Raw genomic sequence first — 22,284 nt, 5'->3', positions numbered from 1 at the left:
CGATTTCAAATGATATTTCGATATAAGCTAAGCATCGGGATCATCACCGAAGCTACGATAAAGCCAACTACGCCGGCCAGCAAAAGAATCATCACCGGCTCGATCAGCTGCTTCAGCTTGTCCACGGTGTTCTCGACATCGCGTTCGTAGAAATCGGCCACCTTGGCCAGCATTGTATCAATGGAACCCGTCTCCTCACCCACTCGAATCATCTGGGTCACCAGCGGCGGAAACACCCACGATTGGCGCAGCGGCTCGGACAGTGGACGCCCTTGGCGAAGGGACGCCTGGCATTCCCGCAACGTGGCTCCGATCACCCGGTTGCCCACCGCCTTCTCCACGATAGCCAGGGCCTGCAGCACCGGTACCGCACTAGCAAACAGCGAGGACAGTGTCCGCGTCAGCTGGGCGATTGCGCTTTTCCGATTCAACATTCCAAACACCGGAGCCTTGAGCTTCATGTAATCCCAGGTATACGCTCCGCGCTCCCACCTGAGGAGCAGGTAAACCGCAGTCACCACCGCCAGCGCGGCCAATAACCATACGATCCAATACTGTTCCAGGCTACGGCTGAGCGAAAGCGTAAACTTCGTAATCGCGGGCAGATCGCCGCCCAGTTGAGCGAACATCGCTTGAAACCGCGGAATCATAAATTTCAGCAAAAAGAGGATAACAAACACGGCCATCACGCTGACAATCAGCGGATAAGTCATTGCCGACTTCACTTTTTCCCGGGTGACATGCGCTTTCTCAAAATACACGGCCAGCCGCTCCAGCGTCTCCTCCATGCTGCCCGCCTCTTCCCCCGCACGGATCATGTGCACGAAGATCGTTGGAAAGATCCGCGGATACGCCGAGATCGCCCCGGAGAACGTATTTCCCTTGCGAAGCTCGGCCGCCACCTCGGCCAGCGTCTTCTTCAGCGGTTTGCTGTCGGATTGCTCCGCCAGAATCGCGGTGGCTTCAACGATGGAAATCCCCGCCTTGATCATCGTGGCAAATTGCCGGCAAAATACAACGAATTGCTCGTTTTTGACCGGGCTGCCCAGGTAAAACTCTTTATTCCAAACGGTCTCCCGTTTCTCGCGTAGACCTATCACAACGATTTGCTGCCTCTTTAACTCGGCAAGCGCGGTGGTCCGATCGGGGGCTTGCAAAGCCCCTTTGCGTTGTTTCCCCACCCTGTCCCTGCCCTGATATACGTATTGGGGCATCTGGCATCTGTCCTTCCGCTTCTCGCATCTGTCTTCGCACGCCCCCTGTCAATCAGAGGGAGCTTTCCGTCAAGTACGGCCGGGCCGAAGCTTCATCCACCGCGCCCTGCCGCAGCAGCTCGCGCAGACTCATTTCCAACGTGTGCATCCCCAATTGGAAGTTCGTCTGCATCACGCTTCGGATCTGGTGTACCTTCTCCGAGCGAATCAGGTTACTCACCGCCGGCGGGTTGAGCAGCAATTCCGTCGCACAGACGCGCCCTTTCCCGCTGCGGGACGGCAGCAGGCGCTGCGATAGGATCGCCAGTAACACCGAAGCGAGCTGAATCCGGATCTGCCCTTGCTGGGCTGGCGGAAAAGCATCGATAATCCGATCGATCGTCTGCGGCGCATCGGCGGTGTGCAGGGTGGCAAAGACGAGATGTCCGGTTTCGGCCGCCGTAATCGCCGTACGGATCGTTTCGGGATCGCGCATTTCGCCGACCAGAATGATATCCGGGTCCTGGCGAAGCGCCGCCCGAAGGCCGTTATCAAACGACAGCGTATCCAATCCCACTTCCCGTTGATTGATGATCGACTGATCATGGCGATGCAGATATTCGATCGGGTCCTCCAGTGTAACGATATGCTTGCGTTGCGTATGGTTGATATGATCGATCAGCGAAGCCAGGGTCGTCGATTTCCCGCTTCCGGTCGGGCCGGTGACCAGAAACAAGCCTTGCGGTTTCTGAACCAGCTTCAACAGCACAGGTGGCAAATGTAACGTCTCGAAGGCCGGAACCGAAGGCGAGATTACCCTTGCCGCGATACTGATCGAACCCCGCTGCCGAAAAACGTTAATACGGAACCGGGAGATCCCCTGTATCCCGTAAGAGAAATCCAGCTCTCCCTGCTCCGAGAACTTCCTGTATTGCTCCGGGCTCATGAGCTCCTGCACAATCTGCTCCAGCATAGATGGAGACAGCAGCTCCTCACCCAACGCCTGCAGGGTCCCGTCGATCCGCAGCACCGGCGGTGAATTCACCGTCACGTGCAAATCAGAAGCGCCGGCGTCAAATGCTTGCTTCAGCAACCCGTTAAACGCTTCGTTCGTTACGATATCCTCCCGATTCATCGTTCTTCCTCTTCCACTTCGCGGATGATTTCCTGCAGGGTGGTTCGGCCTTCCAGCGCTTTCTGGATCCCGTCTGCAAACAGCGGTGTCATCCCTTGCTCCTTCGCCATTCGGCGAAGCTCGTGGATCGATCGGCCGTCCACGATCGCAGATCGCAGGTCGTCGCCGAACAGCAGCGCTTCATGCACCGCGATCCGGCCGCGATAGCCGGTTTTGCCGCAGGTCCCGCAGCCGGTGCCGCGGTATAGCTTGTCCGTTTGAATCCCCAGCCGTTCCAGATAGATCGTTTCTTGCCGATCGGGTGTATAAGCTGCTCTGCAATCCGGGCAGATACAGCGCACCAGCCGCTGGGCGACAACCCCGATCAGCGACGAGGCGATCAGGTACGGTTCAATGCCCATGTCGCGCAGCCGAACGACCGTACTTATCGCATCATTGGTATGTAAAGTTGAAAATACGAGATGACCGGTTAACGAAGCACGGATCGCAATCTCCGCCGTTTCCAGGTCGCGGATTTCCCCCACCATGATAATGTTGGGATCCTGACGCAAGATGGAGCGCAGCCCCCTGGCGAACGTCAATCCTGCAGCCGGATGCACCTGCATTTGATTCACTCCGTCCAGCATGTACTCCACCGGATCTTCAACCGTAATAATATTCGTTTCCTCTCGGTTCAAGTGCTGCAACGCCGAATACAAGGTAGTCGTCTTCCCGCTCCCCGTCGGTCCGGTCAGCAGAACCATGCCGTGCTGCTTCTCGATCATACGCCGGAACAGGCTTAACGCCGACTCCGTCATACCCAGCTTGTCCAAGCCTTTCACGCCATCGGCCAAGTCGAGCAGACGCATGACGATTTTTTCCCCGTGTACAGTCGGCAGGGAGGACAAGCGAATATCGATCGGCTTGCCGTCCACGAGCATCTTGATCCGCCCGTCCTGCGGCAACCGCCGTTCGGCGATGTTTAAGTTGCCCAGGATCTTCAACCTGGCGATGATGACGCCCTGCATCGACTTCGGAACCGTACGCTCATTGCGCAGCTGTCCGTCGATCCGGTAGCGGATCGCGAGTTGCGTCTCCATCGGGTCGACGTGGATGTCGCTCGCGCCGAGCCGTACTGCCTGCTCAATCATTTGCTGTACCAGCCGGACAACCGGCGAATCCTCGCCCAAGATCACGGAATCCTCAACGTCGATCTGAGCTGCGCTGGTCCCGAGATCCTTGATCATTTCGTTCATGGAGTCCTGCAGGCCATACAGCCGGGCAATTCCCCGCTGCAACTCGCCCCGTGAAATAATCGCCGGTTCGATCGTAAAACCGGTGCTCATTCGAAGGTCGTCGATGACAAACAAATCCAGGGGATCGGCCATCGCAACCATCAGCTTGCGCCCATCTACGCGGATCGGGAGCACTTGATACCTTTTAGCCATTTGCTCCGGAATAACCTGACTCAATTTGGCATCAATTTGAAACCTCGACAAGGTGATATGCGGGATGCCAAGCTGAAATTCCAACACTTCGATGAGCTGGTGCTCTGTAAGGTGGCCTTGCGCCAGCAGGACGTCGCCGAGTTTTTTCTTCGTCTGCTGCTGTTCCTCCAGAGCGGTGTGCAGCTGCTGTTCCGTAATAATTCCGGATTCCAGTAGAAGTTCACCCAACCTTTTTTTGATCGTGTACATGGTTCACCTCATCCCTGTCGGAGTGTTATGAAATTAAAAATTTCAGGTGCTGAACAGCCAGTTTCAGAGTTAGTTCAAAGGACCTATTTCTCTAACTCAGTTCAATTGATAGATTACAAGAGGAAAAATTAAACAATTGCAATTTTACTAACGATTATATACCTTTATCAAAAACGATGCTATCATTTTTATAGTAAAATATACCTAGTCTACATAGTTCGACAGAACTCCCTAACGGGTGCCAGGGCTCTACATTTTTTATCCTGTTTTGAAAGCGAGTGGATGGTCATGATGTCCGCCTTCCGTCAAAAAAAATCTTCCCTTCGGCATGCGATTGCCCGGGAAGAGGGTCTGACGTTGCTTGAAGTTGCCCTTGCGTTAGTTATTCTCTCGATCGTCAGCTTATATTTTTTATCCTATTTTACGAACAGCGCCTCGCAAAGCCAGCTTACGAACCAACGTCTCTCTGCGACGCATTTGGCTAATGCCCGGCTGCATGAGGTTCAAGTTATGGAGTTTACACAGCTGCAAGCCTTGGCCAGCCGCCCCCCAGGAACGCTGCCCGATCAGATTAAAGGTCCTTATCTCTTAAAGGCCGAGGTCAGTGACCGTAGTTCTAAATATCCTTCAAATCCCGACATCTTGTATGTCACCGTAACGGCCTACTGGCAGCCTGATCCTTCCCAGGGATCCGGCAAGTATAGGCATCACGTCTCAGTAACCAGCGCCGTCAAAAAGAACTATATGTCCGCCGCTGGAGGGAACACCCCATGAAGCAGCGTTTGCAGTTCTTTCGTAGAGAAGACGGGATTACGTTGGTAGAGCTGCTGGCCGCTTTAGCTTTATCCGGACTGCTGGTCATTATAGTGTCAACCGTGCTGACGACGTCGCTGTTTGCTTTCGGCCGGGTGAATCATGAAGCGCAGCTGCGCAATAAAGCGATCACGCTAAGCTCCGCGCTTCAGGCGAACTTGCGGAATGCGGTGTCGATCTCGAGTTCCGGCACGTTTACGCAGTTTCAAGCCGAGGTGGTGACCGACGCACTTACGGAATCTACCAAGACAATCCGCGTTAAGTTGGATGGGGGCCAGCTTCTTCTGGACGGTACCCGTTTCAGTGACGAAAAGCTGGACCTGACCGGCACTACTTTCTCCAGGGGCCCCAACGATTTACAGGTGAACCTTCGAGTGGCGCTGAAGGATGAGCCCAAGGTGGAGCCGATCTATCTGTTCGTTTCGATAAAACTGATATCGTGAGGTGCTTAAGGGATGAAAGGACGAGGACAAGCCGTTATCCGCCAAGAGCAGGGGTATGCCTTGGTTTCCGTGCTGCTGCTGGTTGCGATACTGCTCGTGATCGGCACGTTGGTCATGCAGTCGGTAACGAACTCCCAAGGCATGGTGAACGTCTCCGAAGATATCGTCTCCGCCCAGGCCGACGGCGAAACGAAGCTGTTGATCAAGCTTTCCGAGCTCAGAGCAGCCGTGATGGCGTTGAAGGACAAAGACAAGTTGACGCTCGACGATGTCAAAGCCGCCGCCGATAAATACGTGGAGCCCGGCACGGTAACCTTGGACAACGAAAACCAGCGGTACATTGCGATTGTTAAAGCCGACGGGGTATCGGACCAAGTCACGCAGACCTATCGGCGGAAGGTGGAAATCACCCTTTCCTTCACCCCCGGCAACCCCTCACCAGGAACCGGAACGGGGGGATATGCGGTGGTTAGTTATGGAGCGTTGACTTTAAACGAAATGAAGATCAACGGAAATGTCTATTCACACGGATCAGTCGCCAACAATCGATCCGTCATTAATGGAGTTCTCGTATCTCCGACCATACCGGGCGGAACCAGCTTGAAAAGTCCCGAAAAAATCAACTTTTCAACTGTTTTCTCTAAAGTAAATTCGGAGGCCGCAATCGTAAAAAACAAATATTCGAACGGCAATTATCCGGATCTTACAATCAATTCGAACGACTCCAATACGACTAGAAGTTATTCGCAAACCACCGTTTTTAATAACGTTAATATTCATAGAAGATCGACTATCGAAGTTCATGGGGACCTAATCATCCGCGGTCATGCAAATATCTCTCCCGGAACCTTGATCAAAGCCTCGGGGAATATTTTTTTCTTCGAAAATGTCACCTTTAACGGCTCATTATCTGCAGACGGATATATTTGGACAGCAAAGCAGTTTACATTCCAAAAGTCTGACGTGAACAGACAATCTACGGTCGAAGGCGATATGTATATTGGCGGGGAGATGCTTTATTTAGCCCAACAAACCTTAAACTTGGATTCCGATCTAGTTGCCGGCAACCTCTATAGCTCTGGTGCTGTTAACCCTAAGCTAAGCGGGGCAGACAACCAATTTATGCTGTATGCGGATGGTTCAGTCACTATGGATAGTCATTCTTCTTCGGCAGTTTTAAACGGTTCTATCTACTCCAATGGTGCAATCGCAATGAATGGAAATGGCGGACTTACCATCAACGGCACCACTTCTCCCCCAACTACACCCGAGAAACCGTCCGAGATCAAGTTCGAGGAGAAGAACATTGTCATTAACTGATTCCTCCTCGTTCCGGCTAAAGCTTCATGCCATGAAGCAGAAGATTTAATCCGGGTGAACACTCTAACGGACCTCAATGCCGTTATTTCGCTAAAAAGCCGGTATCCCAAAATGTAACGGACCTGAGAGACCTTAATTGGGTTTTTTTAGCGACATACGTAGCTTTTGAGGTCAAATAGCGGCGCTCAGGTCCGTTAGAAGTGGAGTCGGCCTTATTTCAGGCGAATAAGGTCTCTCAGGTCCGTTAGCGAAAGGTCCGGTCGGACAGAGCTCAGTCAATCGGTCAATCATCGAGCTGGACAATCCGTCCGTCATCCGACCTGACATTCCGTCAGTCACCCGACTGTTCACTCCCTTAGTCATCCGACCTCACATTCCGTCACTCATCCGAGCCACTTCCTGCTACGATTCTGCAGCAGCACAAACAAACCGGCCGCTATCGCGAGCCGGTTTGTTCTCTGCTATCTACAAAAGCCAACCTCCCCCTACTCCAAAGACTCCGCGACCCGGATCAATTCGCTCTCGTCCAATCCTTGGGCGACCAGGTCAAACATCACTCCGTCCGCTTCCCAGGCGATCGAGTTCCCATCCATGATCACCGCATCCGCATCGCCAATCTTAATGGGCTTGATCTCATTCTCCGTAGAGCTGGAATACGCGGTTTCTTCATCGGCGAGCCGCTGTTGCATGTAGATTTCGTTCCCGGTGCCCGCTTCGTCAAAATACAAACTGATGTATTTCGGACTCGCTATCCCTTGTTCATCCAGATAGAGCTCGGCTCGACTAAACGCATACCCTTCCGGCAAATACGCCGGCAGCTTCACCTGGAAAGCAGTAGATTCGCTTAATTCCGCCGGGTTGGTCAGCGTGCGAATCCCTTCTTTATCCCTCGCCTCGGCTTGAGCCTTGGTTACGATTTCCCCGTTCGCCACTCCGGCAATCTCCTCGCCTTCCGCTGTATACAACGGCCCCGTTTGCGAGTTCCATTCGGTGATGGGTTTGCCGTCCTCTGTAAACACCTTGCCCTGCAAAGCTTCCGGCAACGGGAAGGCGGCCTCCTCCGAAGGTGCTGCTACCTGAAAAACGGTAATATGCCCTAACGTCACGGTGGAGATGATCCGGTCCAGAAGACCGCTGGCAAACGACGAAGGCGCAAATCCGATCCCGATCACCAGGGCTAACGCTGCAGCAACTGCCGCGCCGCCGGCAACCTTGCGACCGGTTAGTCTGCGCGCCACGCGCCGGGCGGCGGCCTGACTCACTATCCGCTGCTTCACGGCCTCTTTATGTTCCCCCGCGCCGAAGTCGGCTGCGGCAAGTGTATTTGCAAAGGCAAGCACCTCTGCATAATCGCCAGATCCGCTGGCAGGGACCTCCTGCCCATCCATCACCGCGTCCAAATCCTTCTCAAAATGACGATCTGGTTGTTGGTTATCCATTTCCATTCTCCCTTTCGAGATCCATCTTTAATTTTTTCGTGGCGCGAAACAACATCACGCCGACATGACTTTCACGCAAGCCTGTAAATTCGGCAATTTGGACATTTTTCAGCCCCGCTCCATATTTAAGCGCAAGAATATGCCGTTCCTGGGGCTTTAACTTTTGCAAGGCCCGGTTCAATTCCGACGCGGTTTCCCGAGTGAGGGATCGAGCCTCCGGTCCTTGCTCCCGAGAGGCCGACTCGCTGAACAGATCCAGACAAAACAACTTCCGTCTCTGCTGCCTGCGGTAATAATCGTTGACCGTATTGCGGGCGATGGCAATCAGCCAAGCCTCTAACGGGGAGCGATCCGCCCGAAAGGTATCATAACGGGTCAACAGCTTCTCAAACACCTGGCTGGTCAAATCCTCCGCCGTATACTCGCAGTCCACCCGGAAGCGGATATATTTGAAAATTCGGGTATAGTAGGCTTCAAAAATCGCGTCAAACTCCGTTTCGGCCGTTACGGCTCTCCGCTCTTCCTGATCCCGCTTGTCCTGCTCCTTCATCGCCGGATACAGCGCGCGCTGCTGCAGCATGCTTCTTCCCCTCCTTTCTCCAAGGGACGGATGGCGTAAGGCCGCTTCCCCCGCGCGGCAGGATGCCGCCTTCAAGCCATCCGCATGTTAATACGTTTAAAACACAACATTCATTACACTCGCAATAAAAAAAAACCGCCAGGCCCACGCCCAGCGGTTCGTTTTGCTATTCCTATGCTATTGATTAAGCGGTCACGACATCCAGATCAACGTCGCGTTTGAACGCCTCGGTGTCGTTCTCGCCCAGAATCTTACCGGTGATCACGCCGGCGGTGATCGAGTCGTTGACGTTCAGGGCGGTCCGGCCCATGTCGATCAACGGTTCGACGGAGATCAAGAGGCCCGCCAACGCAACCGGCAGGTTCATCGTCGACAATACGATCAGCGAAGCGAACGTTGCCCCGCCGCCAACACCAGCAACCCCAAACGAACTGATGGTGACGACCAGGATCAGCGTCAGGATGAAATCCCAGCTCAGCGGGTTGATCCCTACGGTTGGAGCGATCATGACGGCCAGCATCGCCGGATAAATCCCAGCGCAGCCGTTTTGCCCGATGGTTGCGCCAAACGAGGCCGACAGGTTGGCGATCCCTTCCGGAACGCCCAGTCGTTTCGTCTGCGTTTCCACATTCAGCGGAATCGTTGCGGCGCTCGAACGCGAGGTGAACGCAAACACCAATGTTGGGAATACTTTACGTACATATTGAATCGGATTGTAGCCGAAAGCAGCCAACAAAATCAGATGAATGATAAACATCACGATCAATGCGACGTAGGAAGCCCCCACGAACTTGATCAGCTTCAAAATCTCTTCGGCATTGGTCGTGGCTGCCACGTTTGTGATCAGCGCCAGGATGCCGTAAGGCGTTAAGCGCAATACCAGCGTAACGATCCGCATAACGACCGCGTAAACCGCCTCAACCACTTTACGGAACGTGTCTGCTTGCTCTGGTTTCTTCTTATCCAGCCCCAGTACCGCCACCCCGATAAATGCCGAGAAAATCACGACCGCCAAGGTTGAAGTACTCCGTGCGCCGGTCATATCCGCAAACGGATTAGTTGGGATGAAGTCCAGTACTTGCTGCGGAATCGTCTTGTCTTCCACCGAACCAAGCCGTTCCTCCAGCGCCGTCCCGCGCGCCTGCTCCCGATCGCCCGCCTGGATTTCGATCGCCTTGAGATCGAAGCTCAAGCTCGTCACGATGCTGACGCTCGCTGCGATAGCTGTCGTAATCAACAGTACCGCGATGATCAAGCCGCTCATTTTCCCCAGGTTTTGCTTGCCCTTGAGGTTCATGATCGCCGAAATGATCGAAACCATGATCAGCGGAATCACGACCATCTGCAGCAGCCCAACGTAACCGCGGCCCGCCAGGTTAAACCAATCGGTCGATTTCGCGATCACCTCGGAGCCTGCTCCGTAGGACAATTGAAGAATAACCCCGAACACCAGACCAAGGCCCAGCCCGGTAAATACCCGTTTTGTAAAAGAAACGTGCTTCTTCTGCATCCAAATCAGCACGCCGATCAGCACCAGCATAACGGCTACATTAATGATGATACGCAAGGTATCCATAACCTAATCTCCCCCTGAAAAATAGTCCATAAATTCGTATTCGCACCAACCTAGGCAAACGCCCGGATGCGAATTACAAATCGTATGATATCACATATACGAGTATTTTGATAGGATTAATTTTAACAAGGCTTGTCATCTCCGTTCATAACGTTTGCGCAGCTTTATTTTAGTGCTAGGTCTCCAAAATTGGATGATTTTGAGTTAAATTTTGATTCGATATTTGATTTTACCTTAACAAATGACAGCATTCTTCTGAAATAAGAAGAATCTCTTAGAATAATTAAGATATATTCAGGTAAAGATTGGTAAATGAACTTTATTCGCTGTTTTCATTTGTGCAAACGTTTTATCTTTCTCGTCAGGTCAGGTATGATGATGAAAAAAGGTACTTTGGAAAGGAAGATGATCATGCCAATCCATAACCTCCCCCGGCGAACGGTGCTGCGGCGGTTTGGAAGCGCTGTCCTCATTCTGCTGCTGCTAGCCGGCTGCACCGGATCTCCAAGCGGTTCCGATGCCGCCTCGGAGTCAAACCAACCCGCCGCTGAGACACCAGCAGATTCAAGTCAAAATGCAAAAGCCGATGCGGTGGACCCTCAGCCGTCAACGGTTTTCTATGAAGTGTTTGTCCGTTCCTTTGCCGACTCCAACGGCGATGGCATCGGCGACTTCAAGGGATTGACGAGCAAGCTGGACTACTTAAACGACGGGAACCCGGACACCGATACCGACCTGGGAATCGGCGGCATCTGGCTGATGCCGATCAATCCTTCGCCAAGCTATCACGGCTACGACGTCACCGACTACCGCAACATCAACCCGGAATACGGTACGCTGGACGACTTCCGCACCTTTATGGAAGAAGCGCATAAGCGCGGAATCAAAGTCATTATGGACTTGGTTGTGAACCATACCAGCAAGGAGCACCCTTGGTTCACCGAATCGGCTGCCGATCCAAGCAGTCCGTACCGGGATTGGTACGTCTGGGCCGAGGACAGCGGTCGTGCCACGTCCGGCTCCAGTGCCGCAGGCAGCGGCAACCCTTGGCATAGCTTGCGCGGTGACCATTACCTCGGGATTTTCTGGGAGGGGATGCCCGATCTCAATTTCGATAACCCGGAAGTGAGGAAAGAAATGATTGAGACGGGAAAATTCTGGCTGGAGCAAGGTCTGGACGGCTTCCGCCTTGACGCTGCGAAGCATATCTACGAAGATCTGCAGACGGACAAAAGCCAGGAAACCACCAACAAAAACGTAGCTTGGTGGCAGGAGTTCCGCAGCGGGCTCAACGAAACCAAACCCGACGTTTATCTCGTCGGAGAGGTATGGGATCCTTCAGCGGCGCTGATTTCCTCTTATCTGGACGGGGCCTTGGATTCCGGATTTAACTTCAGCCTCGCCGAGACGATCCTCAGCAGCGTGAAGAACGAAAAGGACGCAAACATCCCATTTACACTGGAGCGTACGTATAAGCTGTATAGCGAAAAGTCCAGCGGCACCTTCGTTGATGCCACGTTCCTGACCAACCATGACCAGAACCGGGTGATGACCCAGCTGGAGGGAGATGTGCCGCATGCGAAGATGGCTGCGAGCCTGCTGCTGACGCTTCCCGGTAATCCGTTTATTTATTACGGCGAGGAGATCGGAATGTTTGGCGCAAAGCCTGACGAGCTGATCCGCGAGCCGATGCGTTGGACGCAGGACGACAGCGAAGGGCAAACGACCTGGGAGGCCGCAGAGAACAATGCCGGCAAAAAAGGCCTCAGCGTCAGCGAGCAAACCGGTAACTCCGACTCCCTGCTGTCGCATTACCGCAAATTGATCCGGATGCGTAACGGGATTCCCGCGCTTAAAGACGGCGCAATTCAGGAATATCCAACGGACCAGCCGGGGATTACGGCTTATGTACGAGTAACCGAAGATCAGGCCGTGCTGGTCGCTCACAACTTAACCGGCAGCGAGCTTACGTTCACCTTGGGCCCGGGTCAAGCGGACGGCAAGAACTTTACCCAAGTGCTGGCGGAAACGGGGGAAGGAACAGGGCTTAGCGGGAACACGCTGACGCTCCCCGCATACTCGACAGCAATTTTGGAGTAAGGCTCCATCAAAAATAAAACGCTTCGGCGTCGAAGGAAAGCGCAGGCTTCCTTCCGCCGAAGCGTTTTTGCGTTATGAATTCGCGACGCCCTCTCCCTGGAACGCGCTTAGCGAGCGCTGCAGCTGCGATGCCAAATCCTCCAGCCGTGCAGACAAATCCACTAATCCGGCGCTGACCCGGTGCTGCTCTTGAGACATGGAGGCGACCTCCTCGGTGGAGGCGTTCGTTTGTTCTACGACCGAGCTCACTGTATCCACAAAATCCTGCAGGATCGATTGCGAATGCAGCAGCTCCTGAACGGAAGCGGACGAGCTCCGGATTTCCGTCACGAATCGCTCCATTTCCCCTTTGACGTTCTGGAAGATGCCGGCCGCCTCTTTGACAGCCTCCGTTTGCGCCGCAAACAGCGGAGATATTCCCGTCAGCACCTCGACCGTTTGTCCAATCGCCTCCTGGATCTCCTCGGTAATCGCCGATACGGTCTGGATCGATTCCCCCGAAGCGGCAGCGAGCTCGCGGATTTCCCCGGCGATGACCATAAACCCTTTGCCGGCCGACCCGGCGCGGGACGCTTCGATCGACGCGTTCAGCGACAAAATATTCGTTTGCTTCGTCATCTCCACCATCGGCGCAAGGATTGAGCGGATTGAGCGGGTGCTTTGGCTCAGCTTGTCCGAATTTTCCTCCAGCAGCGTTGTCATGCGAGACACCGATTCGGTCTTCTCCACCAACTGCTCCATATACGTTTCCCCTTTGTGGCTGACCTCGATGACGCGGCCGGCGGACGCATCCATCGCAGCGTTGAGGCGAGCGACCCGGCCCATTTGATCGCCGATCCGCTCCGCCGTCTCGGTTCCTTTCTCCGCCTCCGCGGCCAAGCTTTCGGCTCCCGCTGCAATTTCTCCGGTAGCCTGCGCGATTTCGGCGGCGGTTTGTGACGTGTCACGCGACGCTTTGGTCAGATTCTCCGCAGTAGCCAACAATTCCACGGCCGACACGCTGGTTCGTTCCACCAGCTTGGAGATTTGCTCCAGCATTCGATTGAAGCTGTGTCCCAGTCGCCCGATTTCGTCTTTCCCCTTAAAATGCGTGCGAACCTGCAGATTCCCGCGCTCGCCTTCCTCCATCAACCGGCAGAGCTTCTCCAAAGGCCGACCGACCATGCGCACCAGCAAGTATCCAATCAGCACCGCAACCACCACGGCACCCAGTAAAACAAATCCCATCACCACCAGCAGCCGATCAGCCGCGCTCAAGAAGTCGCTCTCCGGGGCATACCCGACGATCCGCCAATCGACCGTTTTCAGCGGCCGAAATACGACGAGCTGCTGAACCCCCTGCTCGTCCACCGCCTGGAATGAGCTTTCTCCCGTTTCAGCCAACTGGGCATCCACCTTAATCACGGATTCCGTCTCCAAAAGAGTTGGATCGACCGCATGGACAATTTGGTTGTCGGCGGTAAGCACCCGCACCTGACCGGACTTCCCGATTTGCAGGTTGCCTAGAATGTCCCCCAGCGCCTGCGCTTTGATCTCGAACAGCAGAATGTATTCCGCCTCCGGATGGTTCATGTTCCGCAGCAGGCGGGCCATCGTAATCGTAGGCTCGGTATAAGCGTCGAAGAAGCCTTTCTGCAGTGCCGGAAACCATACGGGTTCGCCTTCCGCCTCCAGTACGGCTTTCACCCGGCCTTCCACCGCCTCGTCCGAGCGAATCGAACTTACGCCCGAGGACTTATACGACTTGACGTCTTCCAGACCTTTGGCGACCAGACGTACCCCCTGCAGGCGATTGTCGGTTCCCTTCAGCCCATCAAGCTTTTTGCGGATTCGGTCCTCGGCTTGCGTTTTAGCGACCGTTCCGATTCCCGGCTGGGTGACCGTCTCCAGATCGCTCCGCAGCGTCTGATCCACAGCCAATTGCCGAGAGGAAGCTTCGTATTGTTCCAACAGGAAATCAAGCTTGTCCGCCGCCTGTTCCACTGCTTGAGTGGAAGCCGAGGCCACCTGTTCTCGGATGATGTCCCGCGACGCCCGGTAGGAGCTGAACCCCAACACCGCTGATAACGTCACAACCGCCGCAAATACGATGACAAACATTTTTAAGCCCACGGAATTCCAATTTTTATGACCGCGAAGCTTCTTCATACCCCGCATCCCCTTTTGAAATATGTATAAAAAAAGGGCATAGCCCCGCAAGACTGAGGCCATACCCAGGTGTCTTTAACCCGCTTACTGCATTATCCTTTGCTGGCGCCTGAAGTTAAGCCGTCAACAAGCAGCCGCTGCAGGAACATGAACAGGATGGTGATCGGGAGAGCGATCAGAACCGCCCCTGCGGCAAACAAGGTAAAGTTACTGTTTTGGTTACTGCTGACCATATCCCACATCCCGACGGCCAGCGTCCAATTCTCCTTCGTCCGCAGCACGAGCCGGGCAAAGATGAAGTCAACCCATGGACCGACAAACTGGGTTAACGCCATATACGTCAACATCGGCTTAGACAGCGGAAGAATAATCCGCCGGAAGATCAAGAAGTTGCTGGCCCCGTCAATCCGCGCCGCCTCATCCAGCGATCGTGGGATGGTATCTAGAAAGCCTTTGGCAATAAACGTCCCGCCAAGCGGCGCACCCGCCGCATATACGATGATGAGCGCCAAATGAGTATCAAGCAGTTGCAGCTCCCGCAGCAGCAGGTAAATGGCGATCATACTCATGAAGCCCGGGAACATGCCCAGAACGAGCAAGCCCGACAGCGCTGTTTTGCGTCCGCGGAACCGGAACCGGGAGATGGCATAACTGGTGAGCAACGTTAGCAGTACGCCCAAGAGCATCGAGAATACTGCGATTTTCAGCGTGTTCAAATACCAGGTCCCAAACAGATAAGTTTTCGATGTAAACAGTTCGATATAATGGTCAAGCGTAAATTTCTCCGGAATCAGCGTCTTACTATACAGCGATTTACCCGGCCGCAAAGAACCGAAGACGACCCAAAGCACTGGGTAGACGGCGGCAATACACAGAATGACTAGGACAATATAGCTGGCACCCAACCGAATCGCGTTTCGTATTTTCCGTCCGCTCATTGGATCATATCCTCCTCTTTAAACGACTTGGTTCTGCGGTAGTTGTAAATCGAGAACGAAGCGATAATGATGAAAATGATGATCCCGATAGCAGAGGCCATGTTGTATTTATTTTGGTTCAACGTCAGTTTGTAGAGCCAGGTAACCAGCAGGTCGGTTGCCCCGGCATACTGATAATCCCCTTTCACCGGATCGCCACCCGTCAACAGGAAGATGGCATTAAAGTTGTTGATGTTACCGGCAAATTGGGTAATCAGCGTTGGCGCCGTCGTAAACAGGATCATCGGCAGCGTGACGATTCTGAATTTTTGATACCCGGTAGCTCCATCCACTTCGGCCGCCTCGTACAGGTCCTTCGGAATCGTGGTCAGCACGCCCAGGATCAGCAGCATGGAGACCGGAATCCCCACCCACATATTTACGATAATCACCGTTACTTTGGCCCAGAACGGGTCGGTCAACCAAGGCAGTCCGCCCAGCCCGAAGTATCCAAGATACTGGTTAATCGGACCAAACTGGCCGTTAAACATATTTTTCATCACAAGCAGCGAGATCAGCTGCGGAATGGCGTAAGGAAGAATTAAGATCGTTCTCCACAGCCCTTTAAAGCGAATGCCCTTCTGATTGATCAGCAAAGCTACGAGTAGACCACCGAAGTAGGTTGTTACCGTCGACAAAATCGCCCAGATAATCGTCCAGGTCAATACGCCGTAAAAGGTATGGCTCCAGGTCTTGAGCGCCACCAGATTCTTAAACGTTCCGAATCCAACCCAATCGACCAGCATGGCCGGCGGGATATGTTTAGGCGCTGAATAGTTGGTAAACGCAAGCAAGATCATGAAAATGATCGGCATGACGGTAAAAAATAAAATCCCGAGAGCGGGAATACTCAAAAATGCAACAGCGAATTTGTAGTCCAGTACATAACGTACCGATTGTTTAAAGTTATTTGGTTTCTTGCCGTTGTCCCGTTCCTGCCCGATTTTGCGGGCGTCGCGGACGTTCATGACATACACAAGGATAAAAACCGCCACAAACAGCAGCGTAATCAAACTTTGGATCATGATGAAGATCGAGTGATCCCAGTTGCCGTTCATATTGGCACCGGTTCTAGGCGTCTCCCCGAGCGTGATGATCCCCCAAACCGCATATCCTAAGTTCCGAATGAAATAAATGACGCTAAAAGCTTCAAATAGGACGAACAACAACCCTTTGATATATTGTCGATTGTAGAGTTGTCCCAGGCCCATGCACAATATCGACAATAGCGTCGCCCGATCCCGATGTTGGTGTCGGTCCATTTCCCTTCCTTCTCCTCTCCCTTGGGAAATTAAGGTTGACCCGCCGCTAGAAGCGGCGGGCTCAACCTTTCCTCACTGGGTGAAAGTAAGTTCTGACTTACTCAGCTGCCCCGCTGTTCAACTCTTGAATTTGCTTAATGGCACCTTCCATAGCTTGTTTCGGATCCGCATTATTATTCCAGATTTCTGGGAACGCTGCGTTTACAGGAGCCCAAACGTTGGACATTTCCGGAATAGAAGGCATCGGTTGCGAGTTTTTCGATTGTTCAGCAAAGGCCGATACGTACGGATCGTTTTTGATTTGATCGGCTTCCAGCGCTTCAAGGTTCGTCGGAACCGCGCCGACCTTTTCGTTCAGCAAGAGCTGAGCATCTTTCGAAGAAGCAAAGTTCGCGAACAATTTCGCTGCGTTTGGATATTTCGTAAAGGAGTTAACCACCCACACTTTAATCCCGGAGAATGTGATCGCCGTTTTACCATTGACCGTCGGATACGGAGCCAGACCCAGGTTGTCGCCGAGAGCGGCTTTATATCCTGCCAATTCCCAAGGACCGTTGATGTCCATCGCAACGTCGCCTTCGTTAAACAAGCTGCGTTTGATGTCCGGGTTGATGTCGCCGCTGTTGATCGGCAAAGCGGCTTTAATGCTTTGGAATACTTTCAGGCCTTCAATTGCTCCATCGTTAGCCAACCCGATATCTGCTGGGTTCGTACCGTTATCGCCAAACAGGTAACCGCCAGCGCTTGCGATAAACGGATAGTTGAAGTACATGTTGCCAACTTCCCACATAATGCCGTATTTGTTTTTGGACTTATCTGTGAAGGTTTTGCTAAATTCCAGCACATCGCTGAAGTCTTTAGGAGCCTCAGGAAGTAGCGATTTATTGTAATACAGAGCCATCGTTTCGGCTGCTCTCGGATAACCGTACAGCAGGCCGTCATAGGTTGCCCCTTGAATGGAGGCTTCGGTATTGTTCTTCGTCGTTTCTTCGGCAAACACGTCGTTCGGCAGGATTAAGCCGGAGGTTGCCGCATTACCCAAGTGATCGTGAGGGACGATCAGGACGTCGGCAGCAAGTCCGGAAGGACCGTCCTGCGTCAACTTACCGATTTGGTCAGTAGGAGCTACTTCTTCAATTTTTACGTTAACGCCGTATTTCTCTGTAAATTGCTTCGCGATTTCTTCCGTAAATACTTTCTCTTCTTTACTTTCCCAAATGATCAGCTCAGCGCCGTCTTCCGGAACGATCGAGTCAGCCGAAGTGTTCTCGCCAGTGCCTGCATTACCCGTGTTTTCGGTTTGGTTGGCCGGCGCATTCGCGCTTCCGTTGTTGCCGTTATTGCTTGATCCGCAAGCAGTGATCGAAACCACCAAGGACAGTGCCGCAATCAAGGTCAATGCCTTTTTGAATTTCATTACAATAACCCCTCCTAATATTATATAGACGGTGTTGCGCAAACGTTTTCAGAAAATACCTGAAACTTTTTGCTTTTTACGGCTTCTTTCTGCGTTAGTTTAGTATTCCCTGCCCGAAAGCGCTTTATCCACGTAACACATCATACATCATGCTATGGAACTTGTAAAAACGTTTGCACAGAGCTTAAACCGGGTAAAATCAATCCCGATCTCTCTTTTACTTTCATTTTCTCTATAATTCGCATTTTTTATTGGTTTATGTCATTGCCATACGATCGCACATATGGCACGATTGTGCGTTTTTTCTCTATGTATCAAGCGATTTTTGGCACTATCTGTCCATGATCTCGGATCATTTTCATCCGTAATTCTCGTCGTTTCTTTCGTATCTTGTGCAATGGTTTGAACAGTGTTATAATCCGGATCAATAAGAGCAATACTAGCTTTGCCGCTTGGTTCAATAATTTGAAGGCGCTGTTATCGAAAGGTACATCCTCGGCCTGCTACTCGGCTTGGATGTGCTTTTTTTGCTTAGGAAGCCTAGCGACGAAGCCGTCCACTAATTCTTCAGGAGGGATTCTCTATGTTACTCGAAGCGGTATATCACCGTCCCAAACTCAACTGGACTTATGCTTACGACACCAAAACGCTCCATCTGCGCCTGCGCGCCAAAAAGAACGACCTCACCGAGGTGTACGCCTACGTGGGGGATAAATACATGTGGGATGATAGCAAAGAGCTGATTCCAATGACCTTGATGATCAGCGACGAGATGTTCGATTATTGGGAATGCTCCTATCAGCCGCCACTGCGTCGGACGCGATACGGCTTCCTGCTGAAATCCGGCGATGAGCAGATCTGGATGACGGAAAGCGAATTTACGAAGGAACGTCCGGCAGGCCCAGAGCGGCTGTTCGAGTTCCCGTTCATCAATCCGGTTGACGTATTTACGCCGCCGGCTTGGGTGAAGGATGCCATCTTCTATCAAATCTTCCCAGAACGCTTCGCGAACGGCGACCCGAGCAATGATCCAAAAGGTGTTATGCCTTGGGGCGGCAAACCGGAACGCGACAACTTCTTCGGCGGGGATCTGCAAGGCGTGATCGATCATCTCGACCATCTAAGCGAGCTTGGCATTACGGGCATCTATTTCACCCCGTTGTTCGAAGCCACGACCAACCATAAATACGATACGGCCGACTATATGAAGATCGACCCGCATTTCGGCGATATCGCCACGATCAAGAAGCTGGTTCAAGCCTGCCACGAGCGGGGAATCAAGGTGTTGTTCGACGCGGTATTCAACCACTCGGGCAAGACGTTTGCCCCATTCGTCGACGTGATGGAAAAAGGCGAAAAATCCCGCTACAAAGATTGGTTCTACGTACGTGAATATCCGTTGCAAGTCAAGGACTGCGTTCCTACGTATGACACGTTTGCATTTGAACCGCTAATGCCGAAGCTAAACACCGAGAATCCGGAAGTGAAAGAATATTTGCTGAAAGTTGCTGAATTCTGGATTAAGGAAGTGGGGATCGACGGCTGGCGGCTGGACGTAGCCAACGAAGTGGATCATGCCTTCTGGCGCGATTTCCGCAAAACGGTGAAGGCCGCCAACCCGGATGCCTATATCTTGGGCGAAATTTGGCACGAGTCGTCCGGCTGGCTGCAAGGGGATCAATTCGACGCCGTCATGAACTATCCGTTTACGGAAGCGGTGCTGGATTTCGTCGTTCGCGGTACCCTGGATGCCGAAGGCTTCGCGAATGCAATCGGCAAGCAGTTGTCCCGTTATCCGCTGCAGGCCAGCGAAGTGGCTTTCAATCTGCTGGACAGCCACGATACTCCACGTCTCTTAACGTTATGCGAAGGCAACAAAGCCCAGATGAAGCTGGCGGCACTGTTCCAGTTTACATACAGCGGAACGCCTTGCATTTATTACGGCGATGAAGTGGGCCTCGACGGAGGACCGGATCCGGATTGCCGTAAATGCATGGAGTGGGATCCAAAACGCCAGGACCATGACTTGTTTACGTTCTACCAGAAGCTGATCGCAGTCCGCAAGGAGCTGGCTCCGCTGCGCACCGGCAGCCTGAAGTTCCTGCAAGCGGAGAAAGGCGGCTCGAAGCTGGCTTACGAACGTGTATTAGACGGAGAAAAGGTGCTCGTCCTGCTGAATAACTACGATGCGGGTCAAACCATCCAGATTCCTGCGACAGGTCAATCCTGGAGCGATGCCTTCAGCGGTCAAACCTACAGCACCACCGACGGCAAGCTCGCCGTTAAGCTTCCGGCTTACGGTTATGCCGTGTTGACCATGAATAACTAACCGATACGAACGCATATATAAGCTACCGAAAAAGTGCAGGGGTGACCCCTGCACTTTTTCTTTTTCCCCATGTGCTCGTTAATGTAATAATAGCGAACATCAGTTATTGTCGAAATTTGCATTTACGTCATATTAGTTTACATTTTTCAACACATCCTATTGTCCCTTCTGAATTAACGTGCTATATTCCGAATAAATATTTGCGATATATCGCTAAAACATCATGAGTACAGGGGGTAACTAACATTGAGTGTTATTTTAGTTCACGGGAGTGTTGAGACGAAAACGGATCCCCCTTACATGCTTGGCCTTGAAGCTGCAGCATTAACCGCATACCAGGAGCTGGCCCGCGGACATGACCGATTAACCGCTGCGGAGAAAGCTGTTAATGAACTGGAGAACAACCCGCTTTACAATGCAGGGCTCGGCTCCGTCCTGAACCGCGACGGTTATGTCGAGGTCGACGGCGCCATCATGGACGGCGTAACTGGAAAATTCGCTGCTGTGGCGGCAATGCAGGAGGTTAGGCATGCCGTCTCCGTTGCCCGTAAAGTGATGGAGGAAAGCCGGCATGTCGTGTTAGCCGGAACAGGAGCCACCTTATTTGCCAGGGAACACGGCTTCTCTGCAGATAATTGCATCACCGCGGTGCAGCTTGCCTCCTGGGAAACGGCAATCCATCTAAAGCGCAGCGGCAAAGAAGTCGAATTCAGCGCCTTCACCGGGCTGATCAAGGAATCCGATACGGTCGGCTGCGTCCTTCTTGACGATCATGGAGGGCTGGCCGCAGCCTCCTCGACGGGCGGCTCCTTCCTGAAGCTCCCCGGTCGAGTCGGAGACACTCCATACATCGGCGGGGGCATTTTCGCCTCAAGTTATTGTGCAGTGGTATGCACCGGACGCGGCGAGGCATTTATTTCAACCTTAACTGCGAAATTTGTCGAGGAAGAAATCAAATCAGGCTCACATCCCCAAGAGGCGGCAACAAAAGCGATCCATAGACTCCACCGGCTCACCGGCGAATTCGGCGGGATCCTGGTCGTCGACAGTTCTGGGCGGGCAGCAGCGGTGCACAATTGCGTCAGCTTTCCTGTCGCCATGATTCGCAACGGTATTCTCGAGCAGGTACCTTTAGTACAACTGCCAAGCCATAACACCGATACGTTCGAGACATCCGATGTGACCTGATCCCAATTTCCAAGGAGAGATGCCCGTGAGCAAAGTGGAGAAAGCCTCACTGACCGATCAGGTATACCGGCGGTTAAAAGACATGATTGTCTATGGGGAACTACAGGCGGGAGAAACGATACACGCCGGAGATTTAGCCGAGCAATTCCAAACCAGCAAAACACCGATTCGCGATGCAATCAACATCCTGAATCATGAAGGACTAGTCGAAATCATCCCCTTCAAGGGATGCCTCGTAAGCCAGGTCAATTTAAAGGATCTGGACGAGTTGATCTCGCTTAGGCTGATTCTGGAAGGCGGCGCGGCGGAACTGGCCGCTTCCTACGCCTCACGCCAAGCGATCGACAAGATGGAACAACTTGTCGGAGCTGACATCCCTCCGCAGTCCGGAATCAGCGAGGTCGATTATATGCGACTGAACTTCGATTTTCACGCCGCCGTGGCCGAAGCGAGCAATAATGGCAGGCTCAAAAAGCTGATCATCAACAATCTAGATAACATGCAGCGCGTGCTCTACTTGGATATGAAAATCGGCAGCACGAACACAATGAATGACGAACATCGCGAGATCGTCGAGATGATCAAGAACAAAGATCCGCAAGCGGCGAGAAAGCGAATGATCGAACACATACTGGGTACACGAAACCGCATTTTCTCGTCCCAGCACACTTAATGCTTCTATTTCGAT

Annotated in this window: 17 protein-coding genes; 7 read left to right on the top strand and 10 right to left on the bottom strand. The window is 52.8% G+C overall.

Features of this window, described 5'->3' with window-relative positions; genetic code table 11:
- Positions 1-5 precede the first annotated feature (5 nt).
- The 3 genes from ACZF99_RS02900 to ACZF99_RS02890 all read right to left on the bottom strand — a co-directional run bounded on the left by ACZF99_RS02900 (position 6) and on the right by ACZF99_RS02890 (position 4,004).
- Positions 6-1,181 carry a type II secretion system F family protein gene (locus ACZF99_RS02900; RefSeq protein ID WP_483608912.1) on the bottom strand — a complete coding sequence of 392 codons (1,176 nt, stop codon included), beginning with the start codon at positions 1,179-1,181 and terminating at the stop codon, positions 6-8.
- Positions 1,182-1,266: 85 nt separating this feature from the next.
- Positions 1,267-2,328, bottom strand: coding sequence for a type IV pilus twitching motility protein PilT (locus ACZF99_RS02895; RefSeq protein ID WP_059042273.1), 1,062 nt, complete (start codon positions 2,326-2,328; stop codon positions 1,267-1,269).
- Positions 2,325-4,004 carry a GspE/PulE family protein gene (locus tag ACZF99_RS02890; protein ID WP_059042271.1) on the bottom strand — a complete coding sequence of 560 codons (1,680 nt, stop codon included), beginning with the start codon at positions 4,002-4,004 and terminating at the stop codon, positions 2,325-2,327. Before ACZF99_RS02890 ends, ACZF99_RS02895 begins: the two co-directional genes overlap by 4 nt.
- Before the next feature lie 288 nt (positions 4,005-4,292).
- On the opposite strand from ACZF99_RS02890, the gene ACZF99_RS02885 reads away from it, so the two are divergent.
- The 3 genes from ACZF99_RS02885 to ACZF99_RS02875 are packed head-to-tail and all read left to right on the top strand — an operon-like array spanning position 4,293 to position 6,580.
- Positions 4,293-4,778 carry a type IV pilus modification PilV family protein gene (locus tag ACZF99_RS02885; RefSeq protein ID WP_483608910.1) on the top strand — a complete coding sequence of 162 codons (486 nt, stop codon included), beginning with the start codon at positions 4,293-4,295 and terminating at the stop codon, positions 4,776-4,778.
- Positions 4,775-5,260, top strand: coding sequence for a prepilin-type N-terminal cleavage/methylation domain-containing protein (locus ACZF99_RS02880; RefSeq protein ID WP_316549464.1), 486 nt, complete (start codon positions 4,775-4,777; stop codon positions 5,258-5,260). The genes ACZF99_RS02885 and ACZF99_RS02880 overlap by 4 nt, the downstream gene beginning before the upstream one ends.
- A 12-nt stretch (positions 5,261-5,272) precedes the next feature.
- On the top strand, positions 5,273-6,580 hold the full coding sequence (locus tag ACZF99_RS02875; RefSeq protein WP_483608908.1) for a hypothetical protein: 1,308 nt from the start codon (positions 5,273-5,275) through the stop codon (positions 6,578-6,580).
- A 485-nt stretch (positions 6,581-7,065) separates the two neighbouring features.
- Here the strand turns inward: ACZF99_RS02875 and ACZF99_RS02870 are convergent, their stop codons facing one another.
- The 3 genes from ACZF99_RS02870 to ACZF99_RS02860 form a co-directional block, all read right to left on the bottom strand.
- Positions 7,066-8,019: a DUF4367 domain-containing protein gene (locus ACZF99_RS02870; RefSeq protein WP_483608906.1), complete on the bottom strand. Its 954-nt coding sequence runs from the start codon at positions 8,017-8,019 to the stop codon at positions 7,066-7,068.
- Entirely contained in the window at positions 8,012-8,599 is a 588-nt protein-coding gene (locus ACZF99_RS02865; RefSeq protein ID WP_483608904.1) for a sigma-70 family RNA polymerase sigma factor, read from the bottom strand. The genes ACZF99_RS02870 and ACZF99_RS02865 overlap by 8 nt, the downstream gene beginning before the upstream one ends.
- 184 nt (positions 8,600-8,783) lie before the next feature.
- Positions 8,784-10,175, bottom strand: a complete 1,392-nt coding sequence (locus tag ACZF99_RS02860; RefSeq protein ID WP_059042256.1) for an L-cystine transporter — start codon at positions 10,173-10,175, stop codon at positions 8,784-8,786.
- 411 nt (positions 10,176-10,586) lie between these two features.
- Between ACZF99_RS02860 and ACZF99_RS02855 the strand changes: the two genes are divergently transcribed.
- Positions 10,587-12,275 (top strand): alpha-amylase family glycosyl hydrolase, encoded by a 1,689-nt coding sequence (locus tag ACZF99_RS02855; protein WP_483608902.1) that lies wholly within the window; start codon positions 10,587-10,589, stop codon positions 12,273-12,275.
- Positions 12,276-12,347: 72 nt separating this feature from the next.
- On the opposite strand, the gene ACZF99_RS02850 is transcribed toward ACZF99_RS02855, so the two are convergent.
- The 4 genes from ACZF99_RS02850 to ACZF99_RS02835 all read right to left on the bottom strand — a co-directional run bounded on the left by ACZF99_RS02850 (position 12,348) and on the right by ACZF99_RS02835 (position 18,079).
- Positions 12,348-14,423, bottom strand: a complete 2,076-nt coding sequence (locus ACZF99_RS02850; protein WP_483608900.1) for a methyl-accepting chemotaxis protein — start codon at positions 14,421-14,423, stop codon at positions 12,348-12,350.
- A 92-nt stretch (positions 14,424-14,515) separates the two neighbouring features.
- Positions 14,516-15,361, bottom strand: a complete 846-nt coding sequence (locus ACZF99_RS02845; protein ID WP_059042250.1) for a sugar ABC transporter permease — start codon at positions 15,359-15,361, stop codon at positions 14,516-14,518.
- Entirely contained in the window at positions 15,358-16,662 is a 1,305-nt protein-coding gene (locus ACZF99_RS02840; RefSeq protein ID WP_059042248.1) for a carbohydrate ABC transporter permease, read from the bottom strand. The genes ACZF99_RS02845 and ACZF99_RS02840 overlap by 4 nt, the downstream gene beginning before the upstream one ends.
- 97 nt (positions 16,663-16,759) lie before the next feature.
- The gene (locus ACZF99_RS02835) at positions 16,760-18,079 is read right to left on the bottom strand and encodes a sugar ABC transporter substrate-binding protein (protein WP_483608897.1); all 1,320 of its coding nucleotides are present in this window, start codon (positions 18,077-18,079) and stop codon (positions 16,760-16,762) included.
- A gap of 583 nt (positions 18,080-18,662) precedes the next feature.
- Here ACZF99_RS02835 and ACZF99_RS02830 point away from each other — a divergent pair.
- The 3 genes from ACZF99_RS02830 (at position 18,663) to ACZF99_RS02820 (ending at position 22,269) form a co-directional block, all read left to right on the top strand.
- A complete protein-coding gene (locus tag ACZF99_RS02830; protein WP_483608895.1) occupies positions 18,663-20,408 on the top strand; it encodes an alpha-glycosidase in 1,746 nt (581 codons plus the stop codon).
- A 246-nt stretch (positions 20,409-20,654) separates the two neighbouring features.
- On the top strand, positions 20,655-21,596 hold the full coding sequence (locus ACZF99_RS02825; protein ID WP_240268970.1) for an isoaspartyl peptidase/L-asparaginase family protein: 942 nt from the start codon (positions 20,655-20,657) through the stop codon (positions 21,594-21,596).
- A 25-nt stretch (positions 21,597-21,621) separates the two neighbouring features.
- Entirely contained in the window at positions 21,622-22,269 is a 648-nt protein-coding gene (locus tag ACZF99_RS02820) for a GntR family transcriptional regulator (RefSeq protein WP_240268969.1), read from the top strand.
- Positions 22,270-22,284 lie beyond the last annotated feature (15 nt).

This window comes from Paenibacillus sp. JL3B1040 (assembly GCF_057063165.1).
The sequence above is the reverse complement of the archived record's forward strand: the minus strand, read 5'-3'. Positions and strand labels throughout refer to the sequence as shown.